General features: G+C 66.0%; 27 protein-coding genes. 14 read left to right on the plus strand and 13 right to left on the minus strand.

Features of this window, described 5'->3' with window-relative positions:
- The first annotated feature begins 2 nt into the window (after window positions 1-2).
- Window positions 3-857, plus strand: coding sequence for a ParA family protein (locus tag GORHZ_RS24950; RefSeq protein ID WP_006338061.1), 855 nt, complete (start codon window positions 3-5; stop codon window positions 855-857).
- Window positions 854-1,366 carry a hypothetical protein gene (locus tag GORHZ_RS24955; protein WP_006338062.1) on the plus strand — a complete coding sequence of 171 codons (513 nt, stop codon included), beginning with the start codon at window positions 854-856 and terminating at the stop codon, window positions 1,364-1,366. Before GORHZ_RS24950 ends, GORHZ_RS24955 begins: the two co-directional genes overlap by 4 nt.
- A gap of 39 nt (window positions 1,367-1,405) precedes the next feature.
- Here GORHZ_RS24955 and GORHZ_RS24960 read toward each other — a convergent pair whose 3' ends face one another.
- Window positions 1,406-2,065: a TMEM175 family protein gene (locus GORHZ_RS24960; RefSeq protein ID WP_006338063.1), complete on the minus strand. Its 660-nt coding sequence runs from the start codon at window positions 2,063-2,065 to the stop codon at window positions 1,406-1,408.
- Window positions 2,066-2,104: 39 nt separating this feature from the next.
- The gene (locus GORHZ_RS24965; RefSeq protein ID WP_040533398.1) at window positions 2,105-2,434 is read right to left on the minus strand and encodes a cupin domain-containing protein; all 330 of its coding nucleotides are present in this window, start codon (window positions 2,432-2,434) and stop codon (window positions 2,105-2,107) included.
- 404 nt (window positions 2,435-2,838) lie between these two features.
- On the opposite strand from GORHZ_RS24965, the gene rpsH reads away from it, so the two are divergent.
- The 10 genes from rpsH (at window position 2,839) to GORHZ_RS25015 (ending at window position 10,855) form a co-directional block, all read left to right on the plus strand.
- Window positions 2,839-3,237, plus strand: coding sequence for a 30S ribosomal protein S8 (gene rpsH, locus GORHZ_RS24970; protein ID WP_006338065.1), 399 nt, complete (start codon window positions 2,839-2,841; stop codon window positions 3,235-3,237).
- A 17-nt stretch (window positions 3,238-3,254) separates the two neighbouring features.
- Window positions 3,255-3,791: a 50S ribosomal protein L6 gene (gene rplF, locus GORHZ_RS24975; RefSeq protein WP_006338066.1), complete on the plus strand. Its 537-nt coding sequence runs from the start codon at window positions 3,255-3,257 to the stop codon at window positions 3,789-3,791.
- Window positions 3,792-3,794: 3 nt separating this feature from the next.
- Window positions 3,795-4,196, plus strand: a complete 402-nt coding sequence (rplR, locus tag GORHZ_RS24980; RefSeq protein WP_006338067.1) for a 50S ribosomal protein L18 — start codon at window positions 3,795-3,797, stop codon at window positions 4,194-4,196.
- A 46-nt stretch (window positions 4,197-4,242) separates the two neighbouring features.
- A complete protein-coding gene (gene rpsE, locus GORHZ_RS24985; RefSeq protein ID WP_006338068.1) occupies window positions 4,243-4,896 on the plus strand; it encodes a 30S ribosomal protein S5 in 654 nt (217 codons plus the stop codon).
- Window positions 4,897-4,901: 5 nt separating this feature from the next.
- Window positions 4,902-5,084: a 50S ribosomal protein L30 gene (gene rpmD / locus GORHZ_RS24990; RefSeq protein ID WP_006338069.1), complete on the plus strand. Its 183-nt coding sequence runs from the start codon at window positions 4,902-4,904 to the stop codon at window positions 5,082-5,084.
- Window positions 5,084-5,524 (plus strand): 50S ribosomal protein L15, encoded by a 441-nt coding sequence (rplO, locus tag GORHZ_RS24995; RefSeq protein WP_006338070.1) that lies wholly within the window; start codon window positions 5,084-5,086, stop codon window positions 5,522-5,524. The genes rpmD and rplO overlap by 1 nt, the downstream gene beginning before the upstream one ends.
- 227 nt (window positions 5,525-5,751) lie before the next feature.
- Entirely contained in the window at window positions 5,752-7,077 is a 1,326-nt protein-coding gene (gene secY, locus GORHZ_RS25000; protein WP_006338071.1) for a preprotein translocase subunit SecY, read from the plus strand.
- Window positions 7,074-7,628, plus strand: a complete 555-nt coding sequence (locus GORHZ_RS25005; protein ID WP_006338072.1) for an adenylate kinase — start codon at window positions 7,074-7,076, stop codon at window positions 7,626-7,628. Before secY ends, GORHZ_RS25005 begins: the two co-directional genes overlap by 4 nt.
- A gap of 36 nt (window positions 7,629-7,664) precedes the next feature.
- Window positions 7,665-8,459, plus strand: a complete 795-nt coding sequence (gene map / locus GORHZ_RS25010) for a type I methionyl aminopeptidase (protein WP_006338073.1) — start codon at window positions 7,665-7,667, stop codon at window positions 8,457-8,459.
- A gap of 284 nt (window positions 8,460-8,743) precedes the next feature.
- The gene (locus GORHZ_RS25015) at window positions 8,744-10,855 is read left to right on the plus strand and encodes a bifunctional lysylphosphatidylglycerol flippase/synthetase MprF (protein WP_006338074.1); all 2,112 of its coding nucleotides are present in this window, start codon (window positions 8,744-8,746) and stop codon (window positions 10,853-10,855) included.
- A gap of 44 nt (window positions 10,856-10,899) precedes the next feature.
- On the opposite strand, the gene fdhD is transcribed toward GORHZ_RS25015, so the two are convergent.
- Both fdhD and dtd read right to left on the minus strand, forming a co-directional pair.
- Complete coding sequence (gene fdhD, locus GORHZ_RS25020; RefSeq protein ID WP_040533400.1) at window positions 10,900-11,763, minus strand: formate dehydrogenase accessory sulfurtransferase FdhD; 864 nt, start codon at window positions 11,761-11,763, stop codon at window positions 10,900-10,902.
- 31 nt (window positions 11,764-11,794) lie between these two features.
- Entirely contained in the window at window positions 11,795-12,247 is a 453-nt protein-coding gene (gene dtd, locus GORHZ_RS25025) for a D-aminoacyl-tRNA deacylase (RefSeq protein WP_040533413.1), read from the minus strand.
- Between the two features lie 176 nt (window positions 12,248-12,423).
- On the opposite strand from dtd, the gene GORHZ_RS25030 reads away from it, so the two are divergent.
- Window positions 12,424-12,951 (plus strand): flavodoxin domain-containing protein, encoded by a 528-nt coding sequence (locus GORHZ_RS25030; RefSeq protein WP_006338078.1) that lies wholly within the window; start codon window positions 12,424-12,426, stop codon window positions 12,949-12,951.
- A gap of 25 nt (window positions 12,952-12,976) precedes the next feature.
- Here GORHZ_RS25030 and GORHZ_RS25035 read toward each other — a convergent pair whose 3' ends face one another.
- The 4 genes from GORHZ_RS25035 to GORHZ_RS32020 all read right to left on the minus strand — a co-directional run bounded on the left by GORHZ_RS25035 (window position 12,977) and on the right by GORHZ_RS32020 (window position 14,985).
- Window positions 12,977-13,708 (minus strand): SIMPL domain-containing protein, encoded by a 732-nt coding sequence (locus GORHZ_RS25035; protein WP_006338080.1) that lies wholly within the window; start codon window positions 13,706-13,708, stop codon window positions 12,977-12,979.
- Window positions 13,705-14,091, minus strand: coding sequence for a phage holin family protein (locus GORHZ_RS25040; RefSeq protein WP_006338081.1), 387 nt, complete (start codon window positions 14,089-14,091; stop codon window positions 13,705-13,707). Before GORHZ_RS25040 ends, GORHZ_RS25035 begins: the two co-directional genes overlap by 4 nt.
- 81 nt (window positions 14,092-14,172) lie before the next feature.
- Window positions 14,173-14,514, minus strand: a complete 342-nt coding sequence (locus GORHZ_RS25045; protein ID WP_006338083.1) for an iron chaperone — start codon at window positions 14,512-14,514, stop codon at window positions 14,173-14,175.
- A gap of 9 nt (window positions 14,515-14,523) precedes the next feature.
- On the minus strand, window positions 14,524-14,985 hold the full coding sequence (locus GORHZ_RS32020; RefSeq protein ID WP_006338085.1) for a MarR family winged helix-turn-helix transcriptional regulator: 462 nt from the start codon (window positions 14,983-14,985) through the stop codon (window positions 14,524-14,526).
- Window positions 14,986-15,056: 71 nt separating this feature from the next.
- Here GORHZ_RS32020 and GORHZ_RS25055 point away from each other — a divergent pair, with 71 nt between their 5' ends.
- The gene (locus tag GORHZ_RS25055; protein WP_040533402.1) at window positions 15,057-16,256 is read left to right on the plus strand and encodes an FAD-dependent monooxygenase; all 1,200 of its coding nucleotides are present in this window, start codon (window positions 15,057-15,059) and stop codon (window positions 16,254-16,256) included.
- A gap of 97 nt (window positions 16,257-16,353) precedes the next feature.
- On the opposite strand, the gene GORHZ_RS25060 is transcribed toward GORHZ_RS25055, so the two are convergent.
- The 5 genes from GORHZ_RS25060 to GORHZ_RS25080 all read right to left on the minus strand — a co-directional run bounded on the left by GORHZ_RS25060 (window position 16,354) and on the right by GORHZ_RS25080 (window position 22,831).
- Window positions 16,354-16,740, minus strand: coding sequence for a phage holin family protein (locus GORHZ_RS25060; protein ID WP_040533415.1), 387 nt, complete (start codon window positions 16,738-16,740; stop codon window positions 16,354-16,356).
- Between the two features lie 45 nt (window positions 16,741-16,785).
- Complete coding sequence (locus tag GORHZ_RS25065; RefSeq protein ID WP_157205357.1) at window positions 16,786-17,037, minus strand: hypothetical protein; 252 nt, start codon at window positions 17,035-17,037, stop codon at window positions 16,786-16,788.
- Window positions 17,038-17,123: 86 nt separating this feature from the next.
- Window positions 17,124-17,783 carry a TetR/AcrR family transcriptional regulator gene (locus GORHZ_RS25070; RefSeq protein WP_006338089.1) on the minus strand — a complete coding sequence of 220 codons (660 nt, stop codon included), beginning with the start codon at window positions 17,781-17,783 and terminating at the stop codon, window positions 17,124-17,126.
- On the minus strand, window positions 17,780-19,528 hold the full coding sequence (locus tag GORHZ_RS25075) for an AMP-binding protein (protein WP_006338090.1): 1,749 nt from the start codon (window positions 19,526-19,528) through the stop codon (window positions 17,780-17,782). The genes GORHZ_RS25070 and GORHZ_RS25075 overlap by 4 nt, the downstream gene beginning before the upstream one ends.
- A gap of 39 nt (window positions 19,529-19,567) precedes the next feature.
- Window positions 19,568-22,831 (minus strand): acetyl-CoA carboxylase family protein, encoded by a 3,264-nt coding sequence (locus GORHZ_RS25080; RefSeq protein ID WP_006338091.1) that lies wholly within the window; start codon window positions 22,829-22,831, stop codon window positions 19,568-19,570.
- Window positions 22,832-23,105 lie beyond the last annotated feature (274 nt).

Raw genomic sequence — 23,105 nt, forward strand, 5'->3', positions numbered from 1 at the left:
CGATGGCAAAGGTGATCGCGACGATCAGCCTGAAAGGTGGGGTGGGCAAGACCACCGTGACCGCTGGGCTCGCGGAGTTCATGTCGGCGGAGTTCGGTCAGCGGGTGTTGTTGATCGATCTCGATTCCCAGATCAATCTCACCACGATGATGATCAGCGAGGAACGCTGGTTCGAGCTCAACACCAACGGGGACACCCTTGCGGCATTGTTCGCCGACGCGGTGCACGGCACCAGCGACTTCGACCTCGACAGCGCAATCCAGCGGGGGGTGTCACCCGTGAAGCGGGTGGCCACGGTCGACCTACTCGCCTCATCGCTCGACCTCGTCGAACTCCAGGAAGAGATGAGTGCACTGAGGGTCGCGGGGGAGCGGTCCGACGGCGGTGTCATGTTCCTGCGCAAGGCGATCGCACCCGTCGTCGACTTCTACGACTACGTCCTCATCGACTGCCCGCCCAACATCGGTCCGGTGACCCTGAATGGGCTGGCCGCCGCCGACGCCTACATCATTCCCACCGTCCCTGATCACCTGTCGACCTACGGCATCCCCCAGATCCAGAACCGGGTGCGGAAGTTCGGCGACGAGATCGGTCGCGAGATCGTCGAACTCGGCGTCGTCATCACGAAGTTCAAGTCGAACTCGAGCGTGCACGGCTCCACGACCAAACGCCTTCGTCGCGACCCCACCATCCAAAACGTGTTACCGAGCTACATCAACGAGGCAAACGCCATCGCCGCCTCTGCCGAGTTCGTGCCCTACGGCACCCTGAAGAGGAAGTACGGCAACCAGGGCCAGTTCGATCAGTTCCGTGGACTGACCACCGATGTCATGACCGAGGCACAGGAAAAGCTATGAGCGCAGACGAAGCTCGACGTCGCGTCGAGTACCAGGCCGTGGGCGGAGCCCTGATGCAGCTCGATGCCCGCAATCCCCAGGCCGCGCAGCTGATCGCCGGTCTGGCCAAGGCCATCATCGTCGAGGCCGAGCGATCGACGCGGTTCGCCAAGGCACTGACCGACGTGGTCGACTCGCTGGCCTCGGTTGATGCGGTGCCGGACACCACGCTTCTCGGGGTGGCACCGCAGCGCACCGCGGCGCCACGTAAGCGCACCGCGGCGCCATCCAAGAAGACCTCGCGACAGCCTGGTGCGTTCGATCCGTTCGTCGTCTTCCGGGAGTCGGGAAGCGAGGGCCTCACCGAGCGGCTCGCCTCCCTGGACCTCGAACAACTCCGCGACATCATCGCCGACCAGGAACTCGACACACGCAAGGAGACCGGCCGCAAGCGCAAGCCCGAGGTTCTCGTCACCTGGATCGTCGAACGAGTCCATGCGTCGGAGAACAAGGGCCGAGTGTTCCGATAGCGCTGCTACACCTGCGCGCCGGCCACGCATCGGCTCCGCCTATGCATAGTCCTCGGCCTCGCTCTGGGTGCCGGGTCGGCGTCGCAGCGCCGTGATCAGTGCGAAATAGAGCAGCGGCAACAGCAAGTAGAGGGAAAGGCTCAGGTAGGGCGCCGGTTCGGCGACCAGCATCGCGATCGCATACACCGGGACCGGAGCGAGACTGATCGCGGCGCCGATTCGCCGATGCCGCGGCGATATGGCCGTCCACAGCAATTCCGGCCGGCGCATCGCGTACGCGTAGAGCACCCAGCGCATCAGTGCAGTCGCGATGAGCACGGTGCCGTACACGTGGATGCCGATGGGGTCCGTTGGGTACTCACCCAGCACCGAGGCGGCGAACGGGATCAGCGCGGTCGGCAGCAGTAGCAGCAGGTTCAGCCAGACGACGCCGCGGTCAACGTAGCGGACCTGGTTGAACAGGTCTCGATGCCAGGTCCAGTACATGCCGGTGAGCAGAAAGCTGATCGTCCAGGCGGCCAGCTCCGGCCACACGTCGTCGAGGGCCTGCGTCAGTGACAGCTCATCGAGCCCGGCAGGTACCCCGATCTCGAGCACAAGGATCGTGATGATGATGGCGAAGACCCCGTCGCTGAACGCCTTCACCCGATCGCTCTCGCCCCGTCGTCGCTCGGCCGAGGTCAGCTCCCGCTCGCTCATTCGGATATCGTGCCTCGTCGCCCGCGGTGGCGCCGACGATCATCCCGTGACGACGGTGAGCAGAACCGCCGAATCGCTCTGCGCGGTGAGACCATGCCGTTCGTTCGGGATCGCGACGAGGTCACCCACGGACCCGGCCCATTGCCCGTTCGTGGCAGTGAGGGTGACATCGCCCCGCAGTACCTGAAGGCTCGATTCGCCAGGGCTCTCGTGGTCGGACAGGCTGTGGCCGGCGGCCAGCGCGATCACCGTCTGACGCAGGTGATGATCCTTGCTGCCGTAGAGCGTGTGAGCGGCGCGTCCGCTGTGGGCCGAACGGGCCTTCGTCAGGAGTTCATCGACGAGGTCAGGCAGGCGTGTGGCATCCATGACCACACTGTGGCACCGCGCTCGACGGCCCGGGGTCGTTCCGAGGAACATCTCGGGTTTCGTCGGGCCTTCGACGTTCGTCCCTCGGGTATCGCTTCTTCGTCCGCATGCACACGCGGTGGACGAAACCAGACCGCGGGGAAGAACGCGGGGGAGCTGGGGCGATTTGGGTCTGGCCAGCGAATTCTCTACACTAGAGCGGTTGCCTGTGTCCTGTGGGGCATCTCCGGGGCGCGCACACCACAAGTGAATAGTCGCCGGTGCCGGTGAAAAACCAAGGGCACCGGTGGCGAGAACCTTATCTACAACTATCCACTTCGTGGAAGGCCCACCGCAGGTCAGGGATCATTTCCCGCCGACCGGCGCTGCATGGGAACCGCCACGAGAAAGGTTGACGGTCACCCATGACCATGACTGACCCGATCGCAGACTTCTTGACACGTCTGCGCAACGCCAATTCGGCGTATCACGACGAGGTGACCCTCCCGTCGTCGAAGCTCAAGGTGAACATCGCCGAGATCCTGAAGCGCGAGGGGTACATCACCGACTACCGCACCGAAGATGCGGAGGTCGGCAAGAACCTCGTCGTCTCCCTCAAGTACGGCCCGTCCCGTGAGCGCAGCATCGCCGGTCTGCGCCGCGTGTCCAAGCCGGGTCTGCGGGTGTATGCGAAGTCCACAAACCTGCCCAAGGTGCTCGGTGGCCTCGGCGTGGCGATCATCTCCACGTCGTCTGGCCTGCTCACCGATCGTCAGGCAGCCAACCAGGGCGTGGGCGGCGAAGTCCTCGCCTACGTCTGGTGAGGGAGGGTTAAAGAAACATGTCGCGTATTGGCAAGAACCCCATCCAGATCCCGTCGGGCGTCGACGTCACCATCGACGGCCAGAACGTCAAGGTCAAGGGCCCCAAGGGGGAGCTCTCACTGACCATCTCGCAGCCGATCACCATCGCAGCCGAAGACGGCGCCATCGTGGTCACCCGGCCCAATGACGAGCGTCGCAGCCGCGCGCTGCACGGCCTGTCGCGGTCGCTGGTGAACAACCTGGTCATCGGCGTCACGCAGGGCTACACCACGAAGATGGAGATCTTCGGTGTCGGCTACCGCGTGCAGGCGAAGGGCCGCGACCTCGAGTTCGCCCTCGGTTACAGCCACCCCGTGCCGATCGAGGCTCCCGAAGGCATCACCTTCGCCGTGGAGTCGCCCACCAAGTTCTCGGTCTCGGGTATCGACAAGCAGCAAGTCGGCCAGATCTCGGCGAACATCCGCCGCCTGCGTCGTCCGGACCCCTACAAGGGCAAGGGCATTCGCTACGAGGGTGAGCAGATCCGTCGCAAGGTCGGAAAGACGGGTAAGTAAGCCATGACTGATACAGCAACCAAGAACCGCAAGCCGCTCGGCAAGGACGTGTCGACCCGTCGTCGCACCGCGACCGCGAACCGCCACTTCCGCCTTCGCAAGAAGGTCAGCGGGACCTCGGAACGTCCGCGTCTGTTGGTCAAGCGCAGCTCGCGCCACATCCACGTCCAGCTCATCGACGACCTGGCCGGCAAGACCATTGCCGCCGCGTCGACGATCGAGGCCGACGTGCGTGCGGCCGGCGGCGACAAGTCCGCGCAGGCCCGCAAGGTCGGCGAGCTGATCGCCGCCCGTGCCAAGGCAGCCGGCGTGGAAACCGTCGTCTTCGACCGTGGTGGCAAGGACTACCACGGCCGGATCGCGGCGCTCGCCGATGCCGCCCGCGAGGGAGGCCTGCAGTTCTGATGACCAACTTCTACAGCTTCACCAACATGACCGGAGGGAACCTCTGATGCCCGGACGTCAGCGTGACGGCGGAAACGGACCCGCCGGAAACGACAACACCACCGCCGCCGGCGGCAACGACCAGCGCGGCGAGCGCCGTGGCCGTGGCCGCGGCCGCGACGACCGCGGTGGGCGCGATCGCGAGGATCGCAACCAGCTCGAGCGTGTGGTCGCCATCAACCGTGTCTCCAAGGTGGTCAAGGGTGGACGTCGGTTCTCCTTCACCGCCCTCGTGATCGTCGGCGACGGTCAGGGCATGGTCGGTGTCGGCTACGGCAAGGCCAAGGAAGTTCCCGCCGCGATCCAGAAGGGTGTCGAAGAGGCTCGCAAGAACTTCTTCCGCGTCCCGCTGATCGGCAGCACCATCACTCACCCGGTTCAGGGTGAGGCCGCCGCCGGTGTCGTGATGCTCCGTCCGGCCAGCCCCGGTACCGGTGTCATCGCCGGTGGCGCGGTGCGTGCCGTGCTGGAGTGCGCGGGGGTCCACGACGTCCTCGCCAAGAGCCTCGGCAGCGACAATGCGATCAACGTGGTGCACGCCACCGTTGCCGCGCTGAAGATGCTGCAGCGCCCCGAAGAGGTCGCCGCACGTCGTGGTCTGCCGATCGAAGACGTGGCACCGGCCGGCATGCTCCGCGCCCGTGCCGGCCAGGGAGTGTGAAAGACATGGCACAGCTGAAGATCACCCAGGTCAAAGGCACCATCGGTACCAAGCAGAACCAGCGTGACAGCCTGCGGACCCTCGGTCTGCGCGGCATCCGCAAGTCGGTCACCCGTGAGGACAACGCGGTCAACCGCGGCCTCGTCAACGTTGTCCGGCACCTCGTGACAGTCGAAGAGGTTAAGTAATGACCATCAAGCTCCATCACCTTCGCCCCGCCCCGGGCGCGAAGACCGACAAGACCCGCGTGGGTCGCGGTGAGGGCTCCAAGGGTAAGACCGCCGGGCGCGGCACCAAGGGCACCAAGGCACGCAAGAACGTGCCCGCCGCCTTCGAGGGTGGCCAGATGCCGATCCACATGCGGCTCCCGAAGCTGAAGGGCTTCACCAACCGCAACCGGGTCGAGTACCAGGTCGTCAACGTCGGCGACATCGCCCGGCTCTTCCCGCAGGGTGGCACCATCGGCGTCGACGAGCTCGTCGCCGCCGGCGCGGTTCGCAAGAACCAGCTGGTGAAGGTCCTCGGCGACGGGGACCTCGGCGTCAAGGTCGACGTCACCGCCAACAAGTTCACGGCTTCGGCCAAGGAGAAGATCGCCGCTGCCGGTGGCAGCGTCACCGAGCTCTGAGCAGTCATGAGACCGCCGGCGGCGGGCAGTGTGGAGACACGCTGCCCGCCTTCCGGCGGTGTCGGCGTCGGTGCACCCGAACCCGGCGGACGCGGGTCCGTTGCGGCGTCGGGTGGTCGAGACGTGACTGTTACAGTGCAAGCGTTGTCTTGACGCTTCGATCAACGTCGATTGCCGAGCACGTGGGGGCTACAGGATCCCCGCGTGGTCGTTCCTAGGAGGAATAAGTGTTTTCCCCCCTTGTCGCGGCCATCCGGACGCCTGACCTGAGGAAGAAGATCCTCTTCGTCATCGGCATCCTGGTGCTGTACCGACTTGGTGCGACCATTCCCTCGCCCGGTGTCGACTACAAGACCGTCCACGCCTGTCTGGACGAGGTGTCGCAGGGCAGCTCGGCCAATATCTACTCGCTGATCAGCATGTTCTCCGGCGGCGCGTTGCTGCAGCTGTCGGTGTTCGCGATCGGCATCATGCCCTACATCACCGCCAGCATCATCGTGCAGCTGCTCACCGTGGTCATCCCGCGCTTCGAACAGCTGCGTAAAGAAGGCCAATCCGGCCAGGCCAAGATGACGCAGTACACGCGCTACCTCACCGTGGCGCTCGCGCTGCTGCAGTCCACCGGCATCGTGGCACTCGCCGACCGAGGTCAGCTGCTCGCGGACTGTTCGACAGGCGATCAGATCCTCGCCGACCAGTCCATCTTCGGACTTGCGATCATCGTGCTGGTGATGACCGCCGGTGCCTGTGTGGTCATGTGGTTCGGCGAGCTGATCACCGAACGCGGCGTCGGCAACGGTATGTCGTTGCTCATCTTCGCCGGCATCGCGGCCCGCATCCCGGCCGAGGGTAAGAACATCCTCGACACCCGCGGTGGCCTGGTGTTCGGTCTCGTCTGCCTCGCGGCGCTGCTGATCGTCATCGGTGTGGTCTTCATCGAGCAGGGTCAGCGTCGCATCCCCGTGCAGTACGCCAAGCGCATGGTCGGCCGCAAGATGTACGGCGGTTCGTCGACATACCTGCCGCTCAAGGTCAACCAGGCCGGCGTCATCCCCGTGATCTTCGCCTCATCGCTGCTCTACCTACCGCAGCTGATCATCCAGCTGACCCAGAGTTCCACCGGCGAACAGTCGAGCTGGCAACGATGGATCAACCAGTACCTGACGGACCCCAGCAGCTGGGTCTACATCTCCGTGTACTTCCTGATGATCATCTTCTTCACGTACTTCTACGTCGCCGTCACCTTCAACCCGGAGGAGCGCGCGGACGACATGAAGAAGTACGGCGGCTTCATCCCCGGCATCCGTCCGGGACAACCCACGGCCGACTATCTCGGCTACGTCCTCAGCCGCATCACTCTGCCGGGCTCGATCTACCTCGGTATCATCGCGGTACTGCCAAACCTGTTCCTCGAGATCGGTAACAGCGGTGGTGTACAGAACCTGCCATTTGGGGGCACGGCCGTCCTGATCATGGTCGGTGTGGGTCTGGACACGATGAAGCAAGTCAACAGTCAATTGATGCAACGCAAGTACGAAGGGTTCCTCAAGTGAGACTCGTTCTTCTCGGCCCCCCCGGTGCCGGCAAGGGTACGCAAGCAGAACTGCTTTCCGAAGCCCTCGGCATTCCCCACATCTCCACCGGAGATCTCTTCCGTGCGAATATCTCGCAGGGCACGGCGATCGGCATCGAGGCGAAGCGTTACCTCGACGCCGGTGATCTGGTGCCGCCGGAGATCACCGTCGACATGGTGCGTGCCCGCGTCGGCGAGCCCGACGCCACCAAGGGATTCATCCTCGACGGCTTCCCCCGCTCCACCGAGCAGGCCGATGCTCTCGCCGAGATCCTCGCCGGACTCGACACCTCGCTCGACGCGGTGCTGTCGTTCGTGGTCGACACCGACGTCGTGGTCGAGCGCATGCTGGCCCGTGGTCGCGCCGACGACACCGAAGAGGTCATCCGCAACCGCATGTCGGTCTACACCTCTGAGACCGCTCCGCTGCTCGAGTACTACGGCGACCAGGTCAAGACCATCGACGCCGTGGGTGACGTCAAGGACGTGCACCAGCGTGTGCTGAGCGCGCTCGGCGCCGGCGTCTCCTGACCTCGACACGCTCAACGACGGAGATCGGCCGCGTCCATGGCATTTCGTAAACCGAAACCGGTGCCGTTCAAGTCACCGGGTGAACTCGAAGCCATGGCCGCGGCCGGTGCCGTCGTCGGCCGGGCGCTGGTGGCCGTGCGGGCCGCGTCGAAGTCGGGGGTGAGCACCCTCGAACTCGACGAGGTGGCCGAGACCGTCATCCGTGAGGCCGGCGCGGTGCCCTCGTTCAAGGGCTATCACGGCTTCCCCGGGTCGATCTGCAGCTCGGTCAACGACGTCGTCGTGCACGGCATCCCGTCCGCCGCGGTGATCCTCGCCGAAGGCGATCTCGTGTCGATCGACTGCGGTGCCATCCTGGAGGGGTGGCACGGTGACTCGGCGTGGACCTTCGGTGTCGGGGACCTGTCGGAGGCCGACGCCGAACTCTCGGAGGCGACGCGCCTGTCGATGGAGGCGGGGATCGCCGCGATGGTCGACGGCGCCCGGCTGACCGACGTCTCACACGCGATCGAACGCGGTACCCGCGCCGCGGAACAGAAGTTCTCCCGCTCCTTCGGCATCGTCGAGGGCTACGGCGGTCACGGCATCGGCCGCGAGATGCACATGGAACCCTTCCTCGCCAACGAGGGCAAACCGAACCGCGGTCCGTTGCTGGTGGTCGGCTCCACCCTGGCGATCGAACCGATGCTCACCCTCGGCACCACCGAGACCACTGTCCTCGACGACGACTGGACCGTCGTCACCGACGACGGTTCCCGTGCCGCACACTGGGAGCACACCGTGGCGGTCACCGCCGACGGGCCCCTGATTCTCACCCCGCGCCCGGAATGATTGCCGGTCCCGGCGGATCCGAATTGCGCGTTGTGCGCCGATTGCTAACCTGACGTCTTAGTGGTGCTGTTCGGAAATTCGTCGGGGGTCTTCGGCGTTCGATGAACGACTGGCGGCGTTGTCGTCGGTCACGATGACGCTGTCATCGCTCCCTCCTCCGCCTTGCCAGTCGCCTATCGCTCCACCGAAATACCCCGACGAATTTCCGAACAGCACCACTTAGGATCGACCCGGTGACCGCACCGAGTCATCGGCTGCCCCGGATCGGATGGTGAGCGACGACCATGACGGACGAGTCCGCACTCGACGCCCCGTCACACGGCTTCGATCCCGTGATCGCCGCACTGCGCCGACTCCCTTTCACCATCGGGCTGTGGGTCATGGTGTTCGTCGTCGCCGTTACGACCGGCTCACTCTGGGGCCGGGCCTCCGACAAGGGCTGGTATGCCGACGTCGCATTCGGTCTGCCGGCCCTGGAGGACGGCAAGTGGTGGACCGTGCTGTCCTCGGCGGTCATCGCGCCCAGTCCCGGTACCTACGTCCTCGCCCTGGTCGCGATCGGCTTCGGCATCGGCTGGGCGGAGTGGCGTCTGGGGACGGCTCGGGTGGCCATCGTGGCGGTGGGCGGACTCGTGTCCGCCGAGTTGATCTGTGCGGCGCTGCTGTGGCTGGTCACGCGAGGCGACTTGTCCTGGCAATGGGCGCGAGAACTCTCCGATGCCCGCGCCGGCGGTGCGATGACGATGGTCGTGGCTGCGCTCGCGGCGGCCACGGCCACCCTGCGATCCCCGTGGCGGTTGCGGATTCGGGCGCTGTTGGCGGCGACGGTGGCCATCACCTTCCTGTTCGAAGGCACATTGGCGACGGCCGAGTTTGTCGTGGTCGTCGTGGTGATGCTCGCGGTCGGCGAGAAATGGTACAGCTCGGGGGAGAAGGGGCTGCTGCCCCGGACCCGACGCGAGGTGCGGCTGCTGGCGTGCGTGGGTGTACTCATCATCGCCGCGGCGAGTGTGGTCGTGTGGTTCTTTCCGACCAGTGGTCCGTTCGGCCCGACCGATACCGGCGACGACGAATCGTTCGTGGGGCTGCTCATCGGTGTGGTGATCAACGTGTTGATCGCCGATCAGCTACGCCGCGGGCGTCGTTGGGCGTGGTGGGTGGTAGTGGTGCTCGGCTCGCTGAACGTGGTCGCGACCGTGATCGTGGTGGTGATCCTCGCCGTGACGCGGGACTTCGAGACGTCCGGCAACGTCACGGTGGGCACGACCCTGTTGTGGGTGGTGCTGCTTGCCATCCTGATCCCGGGCCGCTTCGCGTTCCGCGTGCCGTGGCGGGTGCGTCATGTCGGCCCGACCGGCGGCGAGGACCCCCTCGACGCGGTGAGGGAGCTGCTGCGTGAACACGGCGGCGGGACCATGTCGTGGATGATCACGTGGCCGGGTAACGACTATCTGTTCTCCGACGACGGCGACGGGGTAGTCGCCTACCAGAATCACATGGGCACACTGCTGGCACTCGCCGATCCCGTGTGCGACGAGGCGCGCCTGGCGCCGACCGTGAAGGGCTTCATCGATCTCGCCGAGCGCACCGGCAAGACACCGTGCTGGTTCTCGGTCGGCTCCGCCACCGCTCGTGCGGCCGAGGAACTCGGTTGGCGCAGTGTACAGATCGCCGAGGACACGATCGTGGACCTGCCCGATCTCGAGTTCAAGGGCAAGAAGTGGCAGCACGTGCGGTCGGCTCTGAACAAGGCGCGCAAGGAGGGCATCTCGTTTCGGATGACGGTCCTCGCCGACGAACCGTTCTCGATCAAGGCCCAGGTGCGGGCGATCTCCGAGGAGTGGGTCGGCGACAAGGGATTACCGGAGATGGGCTTCACCCTCGGCACCGTCGACGAGGCGCTGGATCCCGAGGTCCGTGTCGCGTTGGCCCTCGATGGCGACGGCAGCGTGCACGGCGTGCTGTCGTGGCTGCCCGTGTTCGGGCCCACGGGTGTGGTCCGCGGCTGGACCCTCGACATCATGCGCCGACGCACCGACGGTTTCGGCCCGGTGGTCGAGTACCTGATCGCGTCGTCCGCGCATGCGTTCAAAGACGAAGGGGCAGAGTTCATCTCGCTGTCCGGGGCGCCGCTGGCACACACGGGTGAGGCCGAGGAGGCCGAGCACATGGATCGTGTCCTCGACAGCCTGGGTGCGGCATTGGAGCCGTTCTACGGGTTCCGGTCGCTGCACACCTTCAAGAAGAAGTTCAACCCCCGCTATGAACCGGTGTATCTCGCGTACCGGGACGAGGCGGATCTTCCGCGGATCGGGTTGGCGATCAGCCGTGCGTATCTGCCGGACGCCACCCCGGCGCAGCTCATTCGGTTGGCGGCGTCGTCGGGTGACGGTTAGCACCCGGTTGGTGCTCCGCTCGGTTGGCGCTGCGGGTGGGACCCTCAGATGTGCGACGAGGATCGTGCGGGGGTCACCTGCACCCGATCGGGCCGCGCGTAGAGCACCATCGAGTCGCCGCGGACGAACCCGGCGAGCGTGATCCCGCGTTCCTCGGCGAGCTCGGCCGCCAGCGACGACGGTGCCGAGACCGCCGACAGCACCGGGACCCCGGCCATCGCCGCCTTCTGCACGAGTTCGAAACTGGCCCGCCCCGACACCTGAAGGATGTGCCCGCGCAGTGGGAGCAGATCGGCCAGCACAGCCCAGCCGATGACCTTGTCGACCGCATTGTGCCGTCCGACGTCCTCGCGTAGCACCCGTATCTCACCGCTGTGCCCGTCGATGAGCGCGGCGGCGTGCAGGCCACCGGTTTTGTCGAAGACCGATTGTCCGGCGCGGAGCCGGTCAGGGAGCCGCAGCATCGCGTCGGCGTCGACGAGAAGGCCGTCGTCGGCCGGGTCGAACGCCGAACGGAGGGTCACCGACTCGATGCTCGTCTTCCCGCACACGCCGCACGCACTTGTGGTGGTGAAGTTGCGGGACGACTCCGGACCAGGCGGGTCCACCTCCGGTGCGAGGGTCACGTCGAGCACGTTGTAGGTGTTGGTCAGGTCGTCGGCGCCGGTGGCTCCCGCGCAGTAGCGGGCGACCGAGACGTCGCCGGCCCGGGTGATCACGCCCTCGGCGACCAGGAAACCGGCCGCGAGTTCGACGTCGTTACCCGGGGTGCGCATCGTCACCGCCAGACGCCGGCCGTTCACCCGCATCTCGAGGGGTTCCTCCACGGCGAGGACGTCGGCGCGTGTCGTCGGCGCCGCGTCGCGCCGGATCCGGGTCACCCGTGTTTGGGTCGTGATACGTCCCACGGACTCAACGATAGTGACGGTGACCCGGAGATCAGACGTCGAGGATCAGGGTCACCGGGCCGTCGTTGACCAACCGCACGTGCATGTGCGCACCGAACTCGCCGGTGGCGACCGTCGCACCGGCCGAGCGCAGCGCGTCGACCACCGCGTCGACGAGCGGTTGCGCCACCGGGCCGGGTGCCGCGGCGTTCCACGACGGACGGCGGCCCTTGGCCGTGTTGGCATGCAGCGTGAACTGGCTGACCACCAGGATCGGCGCATCGACGTCGGAGGCCGAGCGCTCCCTGCCGTCGTCGTCGGGGTCGAGGATGCGCAGCCGCCAGATCTTGTCGGCGAGGGCGGCGGCCCGCTCGGGCGTGTCATCGTGGGTGACGCCGATGAGGGCGACGAGCCCCTGGGTACCGTCGGCGAGTTCGAGTTCGCCGACCTTCTTGCCGTCGACGACCACGGAGGCCTCGGTGACACGTTGAACCACAGCACGCATGCGCATCAGCGTGCCATGGGCTCGGACTCGGCGGTGACCGGGCAGGCGTGCCGTCCGCTGCAAACGCGCACTCCTCACCTCTACGCTCACGTCGCTACATGCGCGCGAACGCGGCGTGTGCGCGTGAGTCCTTGTGCCCTGGCTCACACGAGAGTCAGCGGCGGACAATTTGAGTCATGACAAAGGTGCTGGTCGCATACGCAAGTAAGCATCACTCGACCGCGGAGATCGCCGACGCCATCGCCGACGAGTTGCGCGCGCACGGGCTCGATGTCGAGTGCCTCGAAGCCGGGGAGACGAGCGCCGAGGGCTACGACGCCGTCGTCCTCGGCAGCGCGATGTACACGGGCCGCTGGCTGCGGCACGCGCGAACCTTCCTCAAACACAATCTCGACGCGCTCAAGCAGGTCCCGTTCTGGATCTTCACGTCCGGTCCGGTCGGGGAGAACGTGGACAAGGAGCTCGAAGAGGACTCCAAGTGGCTCGAGCCCCATCATGTGCTCGGGCTGGCCGAGTCGGTCGGGGTGCGCGGTCACGTGGTCTTCGCCGGGCGCATTCCGGAGGACCCGCACGGCTTCATCGAGAAGGCGATGGCGCGCAACACCCCCGAGGAGTTCCGCGATTCCCGCGACTGGGATCAGATCCGGAAGTGGGGCGCGGAGATCGCCACCGAACTCGGCGCGTCGGCGCAACCACAGACCTGATCGTCGGCGGTTCAGGTCAATGCGGTCACGTCAATGCGTAGGTGACGGTCACCGAGAAGGTCAGCGTCTGCTCGCCCGGCTCGATCGGAACCGGTGATGCCGCGGCGGCATCGCGCTGCACGGTGACCGGTTGGGTTTGGCCGCTGGTCTCTTCGGTGATGGTCTGTACCTTGCCCAGTGAATCGCCGGCCAGCGAGGCGTACTGTTCGGCGCGCGACCGCGCGTCGTCGAACGCGGCCTCGCGGGCCTGCTTCATCAGCTCCGAATCGTCGTCGATGGCGAAGGCGACGTTGCCGATGCGGGTGTTGTCGCCGCCGGCGGTGGCCGCTGCGGCGAGGATGTCCGATGCCTTGGCGAGGTCGCGGATGGTCACCCGGATGGTGTTGGTGGCCTGATATCCGGTGATCTCCGAGGAACCGCCGGGTGCGGCCGTCGAATATCGCGGGGTCAGACTGACCTGCTGGGTCTGGATGTCCTTGCGGTCCACTCCGGCCGCGACGACGGCGTCGGTCACCTTGGTGACCTGGGCGCTGGACTCGTTGAGCGCACTCGAGACGTCGGCCGCGGTGGCCTCGACACCGATGTCCGCGCGCAGCGTGTCCGGGGTTCCGGTGACCTTGCCCGAGCCGACCACGGTCACCGTCCGTGGCTTGTCGCCGTCGCCGCCGTCGTCGCCGCAGGCGGCCACCCCGAGGACCGCCGCGACGATGGCCACCAGAGTCAGCAGTCGGGTGACGGTAGTGCGACCAGAACTCATACCGGCTCCTTGAGCAATAGATCGAGCATCCATCCCACGATCGAGATGACGATGGCGCCGAAGATCGCCGACCAGAAGAAGCTGTCGACCTCGAGTCCCCAGTGCGTCGTGTTACGGGTGATCCAGGCGGTGATCTCCAGCATGAACGCGTTGATGGCGATGTGGATGAGGCCGAGCGTGAGGATGTAGAGGGGGATCGACAGGATCTGCACGATCGGCTTGATGAAGGCGTTGACCACACCGAAGATCAGCGAGACCACGACGACGATGCCGAACTGTTCCCAGCCGGTGGTCCCGCCGACGAAGGAGAGACCCGGCACGATAAGGGTTGCGATCCACAGCGCGAATCCGGTGAACGCGGAGCGAATCAAGAACGCGGACATGGCAGCCAGTGTGCCAGGTTCGACCGGTTCGGCGGTGTACCCATCGGGCCGCGTGGTGGTCGGTCTGGGGCTCGAGGCTCGCTAGCCGATCTGATCGCGCCGAAACAGCACGAACGCCGCGATCGTGTCGTCGGGTAGTGGTGTGTTCGGCTGGAAGCGGATCGTGCCCTTGTCGTGGTCGAACCCGTCGAGCAGGGGTGCCGCCGCGGTCACCGCGTCCTGGCCGAACGGATACACGCCGATGTGCTTCTTGGTACGCATCACCGACAACAGCGGTTTGCCGTGATAAATGAGCGCGGGCATCCCGTAGCTCGTGCCTTGCTCGGCCTCGGGTACGAGTTCGCGCGCGATCGCATAGACACGTTCGATTGCTGCGCGGTCGTGGTCGTCGAGGCCGCCGAGGTAGTCGTCGATGGTTCCCATGAGTGCCTCTCAGGTCTGGTTCTCGATGTGTTCGCGGTGTCGTTCGGTGAGGGCCGACATCTCGTCGAGCAGCGCGCCGAGCATCGCCAGTTGGGCCGCCGAATACCCGTCGAACAAATGTTGACCCTCGTTGACCATCGGGCCGTAGCACTCCCAGATCCGTTGTCGCCCTTCGTCGGTGAGCTCGACGAGGACGCGGCGGCGATCGGTGGGCGAGGCGATGCGCCGGACGAACCCCTTGTCGGTGAGCCGATCGATGAGAGCCGTCGTCGCGGCCGGCCGCAGACCGGTGGCCACCGACAGCTCGCCCGCGGTGCGCGGGGCCTCCGACAGCCAGTCCAGACAGCGCAGGTCGGCCGGGCCGACGCCGAGCCGGCGCGCGACGGCGTCGTCGAAGGACTGCACCGTGCGCTGATAGCCCTGTAGAGCGCGGCCGACGGCGCCGATCGCCTCTTGACGTGAGACGGCCATCGTGGTTTCCTTTCGAAATACGAAAGATTCGATTTTTGAAAGGTACAAGTTTCGTACGAAGGGATCATGACATGCGGGCTGTGATAGTTGGTGGAGGAATCGCCGGACCGGCGACCGCGATGGCATTGCGGGCGGTTGGTGTGGAACCTGTCGTGATCGAGGCGAGGTCGGTGACCGATCGCGACGAGGGCTCCTGGTTCACCATCTCGCCGAACGGACTCGCGGCCCTCGATGTCCTCGACGCACTCGGTCCGGTGCGCGCGTTGGGGGTGCCGACGAGGCGCAATGTGATCGTCGGCGCCACCGGGCGGGGACTCGGTGCGCTGTCGCTGGGGACACCGCTGCCCGACGGCACCCCCGCGTTGTCATTCAAACGACCGCGGCTGGCCGGAGCGCTCGTCGACGAGGCGCGACGACGGGGCATCGAGGTCCTCGACGGTGTGCGTGTGTCGGGTGCGGAGCAGGACGCTCGCGGCGCCGCGGTGGTGTGCGATGACGGAACGCGCCTGACCGGGGATCTCGTCATCGGTGCCGACGGCATCCACTCCGCGATACGCACCGCGATCGACCCGGATACGCCGACGGGCCGCTACGTCGGGCTCACCAACTTCGGCGGCGTCACCCACGATCCGACGATCGCGGCGACGTTGCCCGCCGAGTCCTGGTACTTCGTGTTCGGACGTCGCGCCTTCTTCGGCGCCCTGCCGACGCCGACCGGCGACGTCGTGTGGTTCGTCAACGTGCCGGAGGCACCGATCTCGGGTGCGCAGCGGTCGGCCACCTCGGAGTCGGGGTGGCGCGACCGGCTCGGCGCGTTGGCAGCTCCGGATGCCGGCCCGTTCGCCGGACTGATCGCGCGAGGTCGCCTCGAACTCGCCGCGGACAACACCTACGACCTGCCGTCGGTTCCGGTCTGGCACCGGGGCCGGCTCGGCCTGGTCGGGGATGCGATCCACGCGCCCGCACCGAGTTCGGGGCAGGGCGCCTCGATGGCCCTGGAGGATGCGGTCGTCATGGCGTCGTCGTTGGCGGCCGCGACGACGATCGAGGCCGGTTTCGAGGGTTTCGAGAGGGCCCGACGGGCCCGGGTCGAGCGGATCGTCGCCGTCGGGGCACGGGCGAGCAGCACCAAGACCCCGCGCGGGATTCGCCGGGTCCTCAACGACGCGGCGATGCGGCTCGTCTTCCGGCATGTCGTCACCGAGAAATCGCAGGCGTGGATGTTCGACCACCGGGTTGCGCTCGATCCGCGGGCGCGCGTCGTCGGATGACGGGTTGACGGGATGACGGGGCCGCGGGGTCAGACCGCGGAGTCGACGTCGATGGCCACGAGGGTCAGCAGTCGGGTGAATGTCGTGCGACCCAAGATCATATCGGCTCCTTGAGCAATAGATCGAGCATCCATCCCACGATCGAGATGACGATGGCGCCGAAGATCGCCGACCAGAAGAAGCTGTCGACCTCGAGTCCCCAGTGCGTCGTGTTACGGGTGATCCAGGCGGTGATCTCCAGCATGAACGCGTTGATGGCGATGTGGATGAGGCCGAGCGTGAGGATGTAGAGGGGGATCGACAGGATCTGCACGATCGGCTTGATGAAGGCGTTGACCACACCGAAGATCAGCGACACCACGACGACGATGCCGAACTGTTCCCAGCCGGTGGTCCCGCCGACGAAAGAGAGACCCGGCACGATCAGGGTTGCGATCCACAGCGCGAATCCGGTGAACGCGGAGCGAATCAAGAACGCGGACATGGCAGCGAGTGTGCCAGGTTCGGCGCTCACCCCGCGGGAATCGACTCATCTGGACTCAGCTGCCAGCGGCGTCCACGCGTGAATCGCGCCGTGCCCTTGCCGCGGCCGAACCCTCGAGTCCGGTGCGGCCGCTGCCACCGCCTCATCGGAGAACAGGTAGGCGCCGAAGTGCTTCTTGGCGTGCGTCATCGACAGCAACGGCTGGTCGGGGTAGACGAGGGCCAGCATCCCGTAGCCGGCTTGAGACGCGCGCGTCGAGAAGATCGTGACCGTTGGTGCCCGATCGGGCCGCGCCAAGACACCACAGGAAATCGCGTGGCTGTTCAAGGACATCGTCGTGGGTTCCGGTACTCGGTCACCGAAAAGTCGCAATGATGGATGTTCTAGGACGGGTCGTCCTGCAGAACCATCGGGTCGGACTCAAGCGGCTCGGCCCCCAGAAGCCTCAGGTACATCGCGTTCAATGCGTCGACGGTCCGCTCGAACTCCAACGGATCGGTGATCCTTTGGTGTGCGAACTCGGCGAACATACCCACCACCGCAGTTGCCACCGACTCGGCGTCGGCGGCGGGCGACGCCAAGCCGAGCTCGGTGAGCTGCTCGACATAACGGACCATGCGACGGCGTGGTCGTTCCCTGATCTCGGACCAGATCGCGGCGATCGATTCGTCCGACAGGGATTGATGCTCGATGACCGCCATCAGGTCGTGATGCCTGGTGTTGGCCCTGAGGAAAGCAGCGCTCGATGCACGACCCAGCGCAACGGGATCCGTCTCGTCGACCCCGGTCATCTCGTGGGCAGCGAGGAAATCGTCGCGGACGGCGACTGCCACGGACGCGAAGACATCTGCCTTGGAAGTGAAGTACAGGTAGAACGACGCACGAGACACACCTGCCGCCGCGGTGATGTCTGCGATGGTGGTTGCCGCATAGCCTTCTGTTGCGAACACTTCCGCGGCCCGTTCCAGCAATGCGGTGCGCGTCTCGTGGTCCTTGCCCTCCCGGGAGCTGCGGGCGCGTCCCCACGCGGCCGGCTCGGTCACGATGACTCCAAGTCTTGGAGGATCTGCTTGCGCAGCTTGTACTTATCGATCTTATTGGTCGCCGTACGTGGGAGATCGTCCACGATGCGAACGATACTCGGACGCATGTACTTGGGCATCACCGCGCGAGCATGGTCATGGATGTCGTCGGCAGTGACAGCATCTCCCGGCGTCGGGACGACGAAGGCAACCACGCAATCCTCGTCGCCGTCGTCGGAGTCGATGGCGAACGCGGCGCAGTACTGGACCCCTGGGTGCTGGTTGAGCATGTCTTCGACCTGGAACGAGGAGAGGTTCTCGCCGCGCACCCGGATTCGGTCGCCGAGGCGGTCGACGAAATAGAAGTCTCCGCGCTCGTCCATCACTGCCGCGTCGCCGGTGTGCAACCACAGATTTCGCCATGCTTTGATGGTGGCCTCGGGTTTGCCGTGATAGCCGAGCATGGTCAGTGCGGGTAGTCGGGGCCGGAGCGCGAGCTGGCCGGGCTCGCCCACAGCGCAGATTCGATCGTGTTCGTCGCGGATCGTGACCTCGCAGAACGGTCCGGGCCTGCCCATGAAGCCTTTGCGTTTGACAGCCGAGCCGTCAATGGTCCGGATACCGAGGCGCGCGGCGCGGTCGATGATCGACGCATGGTCGAGGCCGCGATATCGCTGGGCGGGAGTGCCGCCGCCCTCGATGGTCTCTTCGAGGAGCGCAATCAGTGGTGCGCCGGATTCGGTCTGGCCGAATCCCGCGAGTACGAAGTCGAAACCGAACCGGCTTGCGACCTCATGATGGTGCAGCGGTAGCGGTTGCATGTACACCTTGTTGAGTGTGTTGGCTCGATCGTCGGGCCTCGGCACGGCATTCATCAGCCACGGGATCATCACATCGAGCAGGATTGCGGTGGTGACACCGCGGGACTTGATGCGGCGCCAGAAATCGCTGGGGCTGAAGCGGTCCCATACTGCGACCTCGCAGCCGACCCACGCGGCGCGACCGACGTTGGCGATGGCGCCGCCGACGTGATAAAGCGGCAGGTCGTTGTAAATGACGTCGTCCTCGGTCAGGGGCGCGCATAATCCGAAGGTGTACTGGGCCATCCAGCGATAGGGCTGTCGCACACCCTTTGGGGGTCCGGTGGTCCCGGAGGTGTAGACGATGTTGGCCGGGTCGTCGAAGTCCACCTCGATATCGGGCCGGTCCGACTCTGCGACGAGGTCTGCCCACTCGACGACGGTATACCGCGCATCGGGTGTGACGACGTCTGGAACGTGGTCGTGCATACCCTGTGCCGGGTTGAAAACCGTAATCATCGGCGGCGAATTGAGTGTGGCGGCAACATCATTGACGACGCCGATCAGCCTCGCATCGGTCACCAGCAGGATCGGCTCGGTATCGTTGAGCTGGTAGGTGAGGAGCTTTCCGGTGTATGCGAAATTCACCGGGCAGTAGATTGCACCCGTCTTCCAGATCGCGAACATGAGCACCGACGCGAGATACGAGTTCGTCGTCAGGACACTGACGCGGTCCCCCTTGTGGACTCCGCGGTTCGCGAGGTTGCCGGCGATGTGATCGGTGAGTCGACCGAACTCGGCGTAGGTCAGGTTCAGGTCGTCCTCGCCGTAGTGTAGAAATGTGCGCTCCCCCCGGGTTTGTGCCCAGTGGTCGAGGCGGTCGGTGATCAATTCCGTATGCTCGGCGAGCATGCGCAGCAGCTCGTCGTCGTGTACGTGTAGCTCGGGCAGAGTGCGTGCGGTCATCGAAAGATTCCTCTGGTCAACAGGTTTGGTGGAGCGGATTCAGGGGCGTGTGCCGAAGGCGGGTCGGCCTACGAGCGTCGGCAACACTCGGTAAGCGTCGTGCACCCATTCGCACAGCAACTGGCGGGTGTCGCGCGGGTCGATGATGTCGGCCACGCCGAATCTCTCCGCGGTGCGGAACGGGGAACCCAGCGCCGAGATCTCGTCGCGCAGACGCTGTGCCTCCGCGGCTGGATCGTCGGCTGCTTCGATCTGTGCGCGGAATGCCGCCTCGACGCCGCCCTGTACCGGGAGTGAGCCCCAGTCGCCCGACGGCCACGCCCAACTCCGCAGTGCGCGATGTCGATTCACGATACCTGCGCCGCCGACGCCGTAGACCCGTCGAACGATCACCTCGGCCTGCGGGACCCGGGCCTGGTACACCGCGGCGATGGCCCGTGCTCCGTGGCGGATTGTCGCGCGTCGTTCGGCTTCCAGGCCTATCGTCATCCCGGCCTGGTCGGTGAGACTTACGACGGGCAGATGGAAGGTCTCGCACAGGTCGACCAGCCGGGTCAGTGCCTGAGCCCCCTCAGCCGACATGGTGGCGCCGCAGAGCGGATCGGCGGCGATCACCCCGACGGGGTGGCCGTCCAGGCGTGCCAGCGCGGTCAACGTGCCGCCGCCATATTCTGCATATCGCAAGACCGAACCGCCGTCGAAGACTCCGCTGAGGATGTCGTCGATGACGTAGGGTTGACGCCGGTTGCGTGGAACGGCGGACAGCAGCGACTCCTCGCGGCGGTCGACCGGGTCGGCGGAGTCGACAACGGGTGGGAGCTCGAACGCGTTGGTGGGCAGATACGACAAGAAGTCGCGGATGACGGTGAACGCGGACTGCTCGTCGGCGACGATGCGCTCGACGATCCCGTTGTCGCGATGGACCGCACTGCCGCCGAGTTCTTCCTTGGTGAGTCGTTCGCCGGTGGCGTTCTCGACGACGGGTGGACCCGCAGTGAACACCTGACCGACCCCATCGACCATCACCGAGAAGTGCGACGTCACCAGTCGAGCGGCACCCAGTCCGACCGTCGGCCCCAGGCACGCCGCGGCGACCGGTATCACCGACAGGCTGTCGATGACCGCATCCCAGCCCGGGTTGGCCGGGACGTATGTGTAGCCCGCGTCGAGGGCCATCTTGACCGAGCCGCCGCCACTCTGTCCGTCCAGCAGGCGAACCATCGGAAGGCGCATCTCGTTCGCGTACTCCTCGAGAAAGACCTGTTTGGCGTGGATCGCGGCATCGCCTGCGCCGCCGCGAACGGTGAAGTCATCGACGCCGAGTACCACCTTGCGGCCATCGACCCGGGCGGTGCCGCCCACGAAGTTGGCCGGAAGCACGGACCGAGGTTGCCCGTTGTCATGCCCGGTGGGGAATCCCGTGAGCGCGCCGATCTCGGCGAACGTTCCGCGGTCGGCGAACGACTCGATGCGCTCGCGTGCGGTGAGCCGCCCCGCCGCATGGTGCCGCCCGACCTTGTCGGGGCCACCCATCTGTGCGGCGAACCCCTTGCGGCGAGATATCTCGGCGACCTCGGCGGACCAGTCGCCGTCCTGCCCGGAGACATGACCGGTACGAGATGCAGCTGTCGCCCAGTCGGTCGCGGTGTCGACGAGCAGCATGGGTGCCCCGGCTTCGACAACCTCGCCCGGCGCCACCAGGCACCGGATGACGCGAATCTCGGTATCGGTGCGCACAGCGTGTTCCATCTTCATCGATTCGAGTACCGCCACCACACCGTCGGCTCGCACGGCTTCACCGATGTCGGCGCTGATGGTGAGCACCGCCCCCGCCATCGGTGCTCGGACGACGTGCGCGCCCGCGGGTATCTCGAGTCCACCGGCATGCCGGTCGGTCGTTGACGAGTCGTCGAACCGCGTTGTCGCGGCGGGGCCGGCACGATCTGGGAGTTCATGGTCGAGCAGGGCTGGCAGACGGTCGGTCAGGTAGCCGGTGTCGAAGACTCCGGTGGTGAACTCGGGATCGGTCATCACGGCGTGCAGCAGGGAACGGTTCGTGCCGACGCCGGTGACTTCGAGATCCTCGAGGGCGTTCGCGCAGCGGCGGGCCGCGGCGGCGAAGTCGTCGGCCCGGGTGATGACCTTGGCCAGCAATGGGTCGTAGCGCGGGCTGAGCGTCCAACCCTGATACGCGGCGGTGTCGACACGCACACCGGGACCAGACGGGAGCCGACAGGCCGTGAGATTCCCGGAACTGGCGCGTGGGCTGCCGTCTGCCTCGACGGTCTCGGCGTTCACTCGCGCCTGGATCGCGAATCCGCGGGGGACAGGCGGCATATCCAGGCCGCAGTCGGCGAGCAGCGCGCCGCCGGCCAGCCTGATCTGCGTCGCGACGAGGTCGACGCCGGTGATTTCTTCGGTGACGGTGTGTTCGACCTGCAGACGCGGATTGGCTTCCATGAACCAGAACTCATCGTCGCCGACAAGGAATTCGACGGTGCCGATGCCGTGGTACCCGACGGTGGCCGCGACCTGCAGGGCGGCCGCAAGAATCTGGTCACGCAACCCCTCTGCCAGGCGTGGGCTCGGAGCGACCTCGATGAGTTTCTGATGACGGCGCTGGATACTGCAGTCGCGCTCCCATAGATGCGTTACCGCGCCGCTGTGGTCGGCGACAATCTGGACCTCGATGTGGCGCGGACGATCGATCAGCTTCTCGACGAACAGCGTGTCGTCGCCGAACGCGGAGCGCGCTTCGGAGGCACAACGGGAGTATGCCTCGTCGAGATCGCCGACTCGGTGCACCTCGCGCATGCCTCGCCCGCCGCCACCGGCCGCGGCCTTGATCATCAGGGGACCGTGCGCACCGAAGAACGCATTCGCCTCCTCGAGTGAAGTGGCCCCGGTCGTCCCGGGGACGACCGGGATACCGCACTTTTCGGCCAGGGCTCGGGCGGCCGTCTTGTCACCCAGGGTCTCGAGAACCTCAGGCGAGGGACCGATGAACTCAACCCCGGCATCTCGCGTGGCGCGCGCGAGTGCTGCGTTCTCACTCAGGAATCCATAGCCGGGATGAAGAGCGTCGGCGCCGGAGGCGACGGCAGCCGCAATTACCGCGCCGATATCGAGGTAAGCCGCCGGGCCGTTTCCGGGCAGCTCGATTGACGCGTCGGCCCGGTTCACATGGGCTGCCCCGGAGTCGTCGCGTGCATACACCGCGACGGATTCCTCTCCGGCCTCACCGATTGCCCGAAGGACCCGAACCGCGATCTCGCCGCGATTTGCCACGATTATCCTGCCCATTCTCCTGCTCCTCATCAATTCGGCATCTGCGCCACCGGCGCTGACGCTGACGTCACTGTCAGCGAGGATAGGCGTGAAAGGACGCTGTGACAAGGTCTCGAGCACACCCGGCGCCGCTCGGCGGAGCGGATCGTCGCCGGAGGGGGCGCGCGAGCAGCACCAAAATCCCCCGCGGGATTCGCCGGGTCCTCAACGACGCGGCGATGCGGCTCGTCTTCCGGTATGTCGTCACCGAGAAAGCGCAGGCGTGGATGTTTGACCACCGGGTTGCGCT

This window comes from Gordonia rhizosphera NBRC 16068 (genome assembly GCF_000298195.1).
In the GTDB taxonomy this organism is placed as follows: domain Bacteria; phylum Actinomycetota; class Actinomycetes; order Mycobacteriales; family Mycobacteriaceae; genus Gordonia; species Gordonia rhizosphera.